The following is a 6,969-nucleotide window of genomic DNA, read 5'->3' as shown; positions in this document are numbered from 1 at the left end:
GTGAAAATCTCCTCCACGGAGAGGTCGAAGCTGAGGCTGGCGAACTGCAACACGCGGCTGCCGGGGCCGATGCCGTAGGCCACCGCTTCGTGGGTGACGAGGTTGGCGACGCTGCGGTGCTCCACCGCCGTGCCCTTCGGCGTCCCCGTGCTGCCCGAGGTGTAGAGCAGGTACGCCATGTTCGCGGGCGTCACGCCCGTCACGGGCGCGTCTGTCGACTCCTGGGCCAGCGCCTCGCGCTCCGTGTCCAGGCAGAGCGCGCGGGCATGCATCGCTTCGGGGAAGCGGTCCACCAGTGGTTGCTGGGTGACAAGCACCTGGGCCGCACTGTCCTCCAGCATGAAGGCCAGACGCTCCCGAGGCAGGAGCGGATCCACGGGCACCCAGGCGCCACCGGCCTTCAGGATGCCAAGCAACCCGACGACGACGTCGAGGGAGCGTTCAACGCTCAGCGCGACACGGACCTCCGGGCCCACACCCCGACGGCGCAGGGCATGGGCGAGCTGATTGGCGCGCGCGTCCAACTGCGCATACATCAACTGCGTCCCCTCGAAGACGGCGGCCACCGCATCCGGTGCGCGGCGCACCTGTGCCTCGAAGAGTGAATGCATGCACGCTTCGGGGAAGGGCGCATGCGTCGCGTTCCACTCCACCAGCATTTCGCGCCGCTCGGCGTCGGTCAGCAGCGGCAGTCGGGCGACTGCCGCATCCGGCTGAGCGGCGGCCTGCTGAAGGAGGACGCGCAGGTGCTCCGCCATGCGTGCGGCGGTGGAGGGGGTGAAGATGTCCGTGGTGTACTCAAGGTAGCCCTTGAGGCCGGCGTCCGTCTCCAGCACCTGGAGGGTGAGGTCGAACTTGGCGGAGAAGGTGTCGAGCTCCAGGGCCTCGAGCTTGACGCCCTCGACGGAGGCGGCGGCGCGGAAGGAGGCCTGGTAGGTGAGCATCACCTGGAAGAAGGGAGTGCGGCCTGGAATGCGCTCGGGCTTCAACTCCTCCACGAGGCGCTCGATGGGGAGCTCCTGGTGCTCCTGGGCTCCGAGCACCGTCTCGCGCACCTGACGCAGCAGCGTGCGGAAGGAGGCCGTCCCCGTCACGCGGGTGCGAAGCACCTGGGCGTTGACGAAGAGGCCGATGAGGCCCTCCACCTCGCCGCGTGTGCGGCCGGCCATGGGGGAGCCGACGGTGATGTCCTCCTGGCTGGAGTAGCGGGCCATCAGCAACTGCCAGCCCGTCAGCAGCGCCATGTAGAGGGAGGCACCCTCCTGCTGCGCGAGGGACTTCAGCGCGTCCGTCAATTCGCGGGGCAGCAGCACGTCATGCCGCGCGCCACGGCCATCGCGCTCCGAGGGGCGGGGGAAGTCGGTGGGCAACTCCAGCGCGGAGGGCACTCCGGCCAACTGCCGCTTCCAGTAGTCGAGCTGCTTCTCCAGCCGAGGCCCCTGCATCCACTCGCGCTGCCAGACGCCGAAGTCGGCGTACTGAATGCCCAGCGGGGGCAGGGGCGCTGCCTGACCTCGCGCGAAGGCGCCGTAGAGGAGCGCCACCTCACGCACCAGCAGCGTCATGGACCAGCCGTCGGAGACGATGTGGTGGACCACCACGACGAGCAGGTGCTCTCCCGGCGCCGACGTCAGCAGCAGCGCACGCAGCAGCGGGCCCTTCGCGAGGTCGAAGGGTTGGGCCGCGGCTTCACGCGCCAGCCGCCAGGCTTCGTCCGGCGGCGAGCCCGTGAGGTCCCTGCGCTCCAGGGTGAGCACCGGCTCCGGAGACACCACCTGCACGGGGCCGGAGGCGTCCTCGCGGAAGGTGGTGCGGAGCACCTCATGCCGGCGCACCACTTCGCGCAACGCGCGCTCCAGCACGGCCACGTCGAGCGCACCCTCCAGGCGCACCGCCATGGGTACGTTGAAGAGGGAGGTGCCGGGCTGCAGTTGATCAATGAACCAGAGTCGCTGCTGGGCGAAGGAGAGGGGCAGGGGACGCGAGCGGTCCTGTACCGGGATGAGGCCCTGCGCGGAGAGCCCCGAGACGGTCTTCTGCGCGGCCACCTTCCTGAGCAACTCGGCGCGCTTTTCCGGTGAGAGGTTGGCGATCCGCTTCGACAGCTCGTGGCTCATCTCGTGTACTCCGCACTGGGGGCCGCCACCGCGTACGAACACCACTGAGGCAGTGGCGCTCGCGAGAACTCGGGTGTGTTGCTGGTGCCGGATTGACTCCCTGCGCCGCTCTTCCCAAAGAAGCGCGAGGGTGGGTCAAATTCATATCGGTGAGATTATTCCGCCTACGATGACTCTGTCATGAGGGCGGACAATCACCTGCTCGAATGAATTCAGGTATTTGCGGGATTGCTCTGTCTCCCTGAAGCAAGGGAGGGAAGGACGTCAGATGTCCTCCGGAGTGAGACCTGCTCCCAGCGTCTCCTCCCTGCTCATCGGGGGATCAGGGGCCGGGTTCGGTGCCTCGGAAGGGCCATGACCCACCGTCACGATGAGCCATGACGGTGGGTTGCCTCGCTTCACTCCAACCCTGGCGTCAGCTCCCCGTGGTCTGCCGGGGTGCGATGCCGGAGACCCGCGCGAGCGCCTCCTGCAGGAGCTCGACGACAGGCCCGAGGTGCGGGTCCTGCATCAGCTCGTGGTGGCCACCGGGGACGTCGTGCACCTGGAGGTCCCCTCGCACGAGCGGCTCCCAGCCTCGGTGGCGCGGAGTGCCTGCGGCGACAGTGGTGGCGCTCAGGAGGAGGGCGGAGCCGTCGTACGGCTGGGGGACGTACTTCTCGTGGGCGAAGAGGTTGGCCCGGAAGACGTTGAAGAGGGCGCGCAGTTGGGCCGGGCCGGAGTGCACGTCGAGGATTCGCGCCCGGAGTCCTTCCTGGAGCAGGTGGCCCAGCATCGCGTCATCGTCCTGTGCCAGGGCTTCGTCCGGGACGGAGAGGTGCTGACCGAAGGCGGTGGCGGTGGCATGGGCGAAGGCGAGCCGCGCGCGGGCCTCCGCGTCGAGCTGCGTCTCGGCTTGGGCGGGCTTCGTCAGGCCATGGAGGTGGGCATCGATGAGGGCGAGCAGGTCCACGGCTTCACCGGCCTCGCGCAGCCTGCGGGCCATCTCGTAGGCGATGACACCGCCGAGAGACCAGCCTCCGAGCTGGTAGGGGCCGTGGGGCTGCACGGTGCGGATGGCTTCGAGGTAGAGGGCGGCCATCTCTTCAATCGACTCAGCGACGGGCCGTCCGTCGAGGCCGCGCGACTGGAGGCCGTAGACGGGCAGTGACGGGCCGAGTCTGCGTGCAAGTTCCGAGTAGGCCAGGACGTTGCCGCCACCAGGGTGGACGAGGAAGAGGGGCCGGTGCCCGGGCTCTCCGCGCTCCAGCGGGACGAGGGGTGTCCAGGCCTGGGAGTCGTCGCGAAGCACCTGGGCGAGCTGCTCGATGGTGGGCTGCTGGAAGAGGACGGAGAGGGGAACCGACTGGCCCAGGCGCTCGCGCACGGCGGCGACCATGCGCACGGCGAGCAGGGAGTGGCCGCCCAACTCGAAGAAGCTGGAGCGGACGCCGACGGAGGGGACGCCGAGGACGTCCTCCCAGATGCGGGCGAGCTGCATTTCGAGCGCGTCGCGGGGCGCGACGAAGTCCCGTGCTTCGACGGCGTGCGCGTCGGGCTCTGGCAGCGCCTTGCGGTCGACCTTGCCGTTGGCGTTGAGGGGCAGGGCGTCCAGCACCATGACGGCCGAGGGCACCATGTACTCGGGCAGGTGCTGCTTGAGTCCTGCCTTGAGCGCGTCCGTGTCCAGCGAGTGGCCTTCGCGAGCGGTGACGTAGCCGACGAGACGCTTGTCCGCGTCAGTGCCGCGCGCCACGACGATGGCCTCGTTGACGCCGGTGAAGGCGCGCAGGGCGGCTTCGATTTCACCCAGCTCGATGCGGAAGCCACGCACCTTCACCTGGAAGTCGACGCGGCCCAGGAAGTCGAGCGTGCCGTCCTCCTGCCAGCGGGCCTTGTCGCCCGTGCGGTAGAGGCGCTCGCCCGGGGTGGAGGCGAAGGGGTGGGGGACGAAGCGTTCCGCGGTCAGCTCGGGGCGATTCAGGTAGCCCCAGGCCAGGCCCTGGCCACCCACGTACACCTCGCCCGCGACACCCACGGGCACTGGATGCAGGTGCGCGTCGAGCACGTAGACGGTGGAGTTGGAGAGTGGCCGGCCGATGGACACTGAACCGCCCACCACCGAATCTCGGTGCATGGCGAAGGTAGTGGAGAAGGTGGTGTTCTCCGTGGGTCCGTAGCCATTGATGAAGGTGGAGCCTTCCGGGAGGCGCGCGAGGTGTTCTCGCACACGGGCGGCGGGCAGCACATCGCCACCTGCGAGCACCTGGCGCACGCCCGCGAGCGCTTCGCCCTGGTGCAGGGCCATCTGCTCGAAGAGGGCGGCAGTGAGCCAGAGTGACGTCACGTGGTGGTGACGCAACTGGTCGGCCAGTTCCTCCAGCGACAGTGAGTGCGGCGGAGCGAGGACGAGCTTCGCGCCGTGCAGCAGCGCGCCCCAGATTTCGAGGGTGGACGCGTCGAAGGCAACGGGTGCGAACTGCAGCCAGACTTCGTCTGGCCCGAAGCGCATGAAGGTGCTGCCGAGCACCAGCCGCGTGATGCCCCGGTGGGGTACGCAGACACCCTTGGGGCGACCCGTGGAGCCTGACGTGAACATCACGTAGGCCAGGGCTTCACCCTTCACGCGAACATCCGGCGCATGCTTGGGCCGCGCGGCAATCTCCGCGGACTGGGCATCCAGCCAGACGCGGGTGCCAGTGGCGGGGAGCAACGAAGCGAAGGGCTGGTGTGCGAGCGTCACGCTGACGTCCGCATCCTCCAGCAGCATGGCGATGCGCTCCACGGGGGCATTGCGGTCCACGGGGACGAAGGCCGCGCCCACCTTGAGGATGGCGAGGAGCGCCGTCACCAACTCGAAGGAGCGCTCGACGGCGAGGCCGACGCGCGCACCCGGGGCAATGCCCAGGGCCCGCAGATGATGGGCCAACTGATTCGCGCGTGAATCCAACTGGGCATACGTCAGTGTCGCGTCGCCCAACACCAGCGCCACCGCGTCGGGAGTGCGCTGCGCCTGCCGGGTGAAGTGGACGTGGACCGGCACGTCCGTCGGGCTGGTGGCGCGGGTGTCGTTCCACTCGACGAGGACGCGCTGACGCTCCTCGCTGGAGAGGAGCGTCAGGTGCGCGATGGGCTGCTCGGGCTTCGCGGCCACGGCCTCCAGCAGCGTGCGCAGATGGGCGGCCATCCGCTCCACGGTGCTCTGCTTGAAGAGAGCGGTGCTGTACTCCAGCGTGCCTCGCAGGCCGTCGGACGTCTCCGTGAAGAAGACGCTCACGTCGAACTTCGACGTGGAGTGGCTGGCCTCCAGCCTTCGTAGCCGGAGGTCCGATAGCCGCACGTCCTCCGTGGGCACGTTTTGGAGCGCGAGCAGCGTCTGGAAGAGCGGCGTGTGGCTGAGGCTTCGCATTGGCTGGAGGACTTCCACCAGCTTCTCGAAGGGCACTTCCTGGTGCTCGTAGGCCTCCAGCACCGTGGCGCGCACCTGCTGGAGCAGCGACCGGAAGGACTGGCCTTCATCCACCTTCGCGCGCAGGACGAGCGTGTTGACGAAGAAGCCAATGAGGCCCTCTGTCTCCGCCCGCGTGCGGCCCGCGATGGGCGAGCCCACGCTGATGTCCTGCTGTCCCGTGTATCGCGTAAGCAGCCCCTGCCATGCAGCCAGCAGCACCATGAAGAGCGAACCGCCTTCCCGGTGGGCCAGGCTCCGGAGCGCTTCCGTCAGCTCCCGCGACAGGGTGAAGCCGAGGGTCGCGCCCGCGTTGCTCCGGACGGCCGGGCGGGGGAAGTCGGTGGGCAGCTCCAGCACGGCAGGGGCGCCGGAGAGCTTCTGCTCCCAGTAGGCCACTTCCTGCCGCAGCGCCTCACCCGAAAGCGTGCGGCGCTGCCAGTCGGAGTAGTCCGCGTACTGCACGGGAAGGGCAGGCAGGGGCGACGGCTGCCCAGCGGAGAAGGCCGCGTAGAGCGTGGTGACTTCACGCACCAGCACGCCCAGCGACCAGCCGTCGGAGACGATGTGGTGCATCGTGACGACGAGGACGTGCTCGCGCTCGGAGAGCTTGAAGAGCAGCGTGCGGAGGAGCGGCCCGGTGCGCAGGTCGAAGGGCCGGCGCATCTCCATGTCCACCAGGCGCCGCGCTTCGGACTCGCGCTGCGTCTCCGGCACGTCCGTGAGGTCCACGAGTCCCAGGGGCAGCGGATTATCAGGATGGATGAGCTGGACCGGTTCGCCGTCCACCTGGGCGAAGGTGGTGCGCAGGGCGTCGTGTCGGCGCACGACTTCCTGCAGGGCGCGCTCCAGTACGTCCATGCGCAGGTGGCCCTCCATCCGGACGGCGACGGGGAGGTTGTAGAGGGGGCTGCCCGGTTCGAGCTGATCAATGAGCCACAGCCGCTGCTGGGCGAAGGACAGCGGCAGCGGACCGTCATGCGAGACGCGGGTGAGCGGGGAGGTGTTCGTGCGGGTGAGTCCCGAGAGACGAACCGCGAGTGCCTCCACCGTGGGCGACTCGAAGAGCGCGCGCAGGGGCAGTTCCACGCTGAACTCGGCGCGGATACGCGACACCACCTGGGTGGCCAGCAGCGAGTGACCACCCAGCTCGAAGAAGGAGTCCTTCACGCCCACCTGCGGCAGGCGCAGGACTGCTGCCCAGATGACCGCGAGCTGCTCCTCGGTGGGAGTGCGCGGTGCGACGTAGGTGGAGGCGAGCGCGGAGCCCTGGGGCGCGGGCAGTGCCTTACGGTCCACCTTGCCGTTGGTGTTGAGGGGCAGCGCTTCCAACACGAGGAGCGCGGAGGGCACCATGTACTCGGGCAGGTGCTGCTTGAGGAAGGTGCGCAGCTCGGTGGAGTCCAGGGACTCTCCCGCCTCGGG

The 6,969-nt window shown here is 68.9% G+C and carries 2 protein-coding genes; both read right to left on the bottom strand.

Features of this window, described 5'->3' with window-relative positions; genetic code table 11:
• Positions 1-2,117: condensation domain-containing protein (locus K8556_RS38465; protein ID WP_223745120.1), on the bottom strand; the 2,117-nt coding region annotated here is incomplete at its 3' end.
• Between the two features lie 415 nt (positions 2,118-2,532).
• Positions 2,533-6,969: non-ribosomal peptide synthetase (locus K8556_RS38460; RefSeq protein ID WP_223745119.1), on the bottom strand; the 4,437-nt coding region annotated here is incomplete at its 5' end.

This window comes from Corallococcus sp. AS-1-12 (genome assembly GCF_020036995.1).
Classification (GTDB): Bacteria; Myxococcota; Myxococcia; order Myxococcales; family Myxococcaceae; genus Corallococcus.
Note: the sequence above shows the minus strand (reverse complement) of the source record. Positions and strands in the feature narration are given on the sequence as shown.